Source organism: Microcoleus sp. Z1_A1 (assembly GCF_036700305.1).
GTDB lineage: Bacteria > Cyanobacteriota > Cyanobacteriia > Cyanobacteriales > Microcoleaceae > Microcoleus.
This window is the reverse complement of sequence record NZ_JAUBOR010000028.1, coordinates 8,815-10,359: the sequence shown is the minus strand read 5'-3', so window position 1 is coordinate 10,359 and position 1,545 is coordinate 8,815. Positions and strand designations below refer to the sequence as shown.

General features: G+C 44.2%; 2 protein-coding genes. One reads left to right on the top strand and one right to left on the bottom strand.

Annotated elements, in window-relative coordinates; genetic code table 11:
* Positions 1 to 73 precede the first annotated feature (73 nt).
* Entirely contained in the window at positions 74 to 388 is a 315-nt protein-coding gene (locus tag QT973_RS18370) for a zinc ribbon domain-containing protein (RefSeq protein ID WP_333052014.1), read from the bottom strand.
* 365 nt (positions 389 to 753) lie between these two features.
* On the opposite strand from QT973_RS18370, the gene QT973_RS18365 reads away from it, so the two are divergent.
* The gene (locus QT973_RS18365; protein WP_333052017.1) at positions 754 to 1,335 is read left to right on the top strand and encodes a hypothetical protein; all 582 of its coding nucleotides are present in this window, start codon (positions 754 to 756) and stop codon (positions 1,333 to 1,335) included.
* Positions 1,336 to 1,545 lie beyond the last annotated feature (210 nt).

Here is a 1,545-nt window from a genome sequence, read left to right as displayed (position 1 = left end):
AGTCATTAGTCATTAGGAATAATTACCAATTACCAATTACCAATTACCGATTACCAATTACCAATTACCGAGTTCAGTCTTTAATCGGCTTACCATCTCGATTGACAATACGGCTTTCACCATCCTTAGCCGTGACATTTTCATAAACCCCTTCATCCCGCTTCACGTACTTGCTGAACCCCTGATTTTTATAATCGGTGTCGGATGTCGGCTTCATCAACCTCGGAGCGCTCAGCAGTCGGCGTACCGGCGCATCTGCGGGAGTCTCCCCGGGTTCGCGCTTCGCCAACTCGCACAGTTGGCCCCAAGTCGAAACTTCCAGGTTCATGCTGTGCCAAACTTCTAACTGCTGGTTGTTTTCGGGACACAAATAATCGTATACAGGCATACTAAGAATCTCGTTTGCAACTACTAAAATTACTAATTGCACGGTTATTGAGAATATTATAGCTCAACATTACTAATAATTCAACCCTAAAAATTAAACTTTACTATTTTTAACGGTTGTTGAAACCATAAATCAGCTATATTATTAACCCTGTGTGCTTGCTCCCGGATGCGATCGAGACAAAGCCCAAAAGTACGCTACCCTGAAATCCTCTGACTCGATCGCACGATCGCACGATCGACAGCAAATGCCCGCAAGACTTCCGTGAATGCCGTCAAAGGATCGATCGTCATTTTCAGACTGTACGCAAATCACAGATTCTAAGTTTCAAATTTATTTATTTACTCACCACCGAGGATTTACCGATGAGCGATTTCAAAGTTACGCCAGAAGTAGAGCTGAACACAGCTCAAATGTTGGAGCGATACCAACTGCAAGATGAGACAACTCTGCGGCGTTGGGCAAAACTGCACGGCATCAACAGCACCCGTGGTTTCTTCTATCCCAGTGAAGTAGATTTGATGGATCACGCTCACCACCATCTCTACAATTTGGGAATGAGCATTGCTGAGTACCAAAGTCTTTTAGACCGACGCCGCACCAATTCCCAGACACCGGGCGACCAAAATAAAACAGTAGCAAGTCAAGTTGCTGACGAAGCATACGATGCTATAGAAACGCTGACCGATCAGTATGCTGAAGCTATTGATTTAATGGGAGAACGTATAGCAGACCATTTCATCGATGAACTCGATTTATCTGTGATGCGGCACCTTTCTAAAAAAGTGCAAGACCGCCGCACTCTCAACGGTCAAACCAAAAAGCCTAACCGTTTTCTCCAAGTGATTAAAGCCGTGTTGCAACCGAGCAGCGAAAATACGCTTCTGGTTCCCAAAAAAGATGAGGACTCTAGTTTAGAATTAGAACAGCATCACCGACTCGGCTAGCCGCAGATATTCTTGAAAGACTAATAGACTTTTTGTCAAATTTACTGGTCAAATTTACTGGTCAAATTTACTGAAAAGCCCACCTGAACCCTCCCCTTGTCAAGGGGAGGGAGCAAGAGTCAATCGATTGCGCGATTTTAGATTTTAGATTTTAGATTTTAGAATTGAGGCATTGACCCCACGGATAAATTCGGCTTGTCAAGGGGAGGG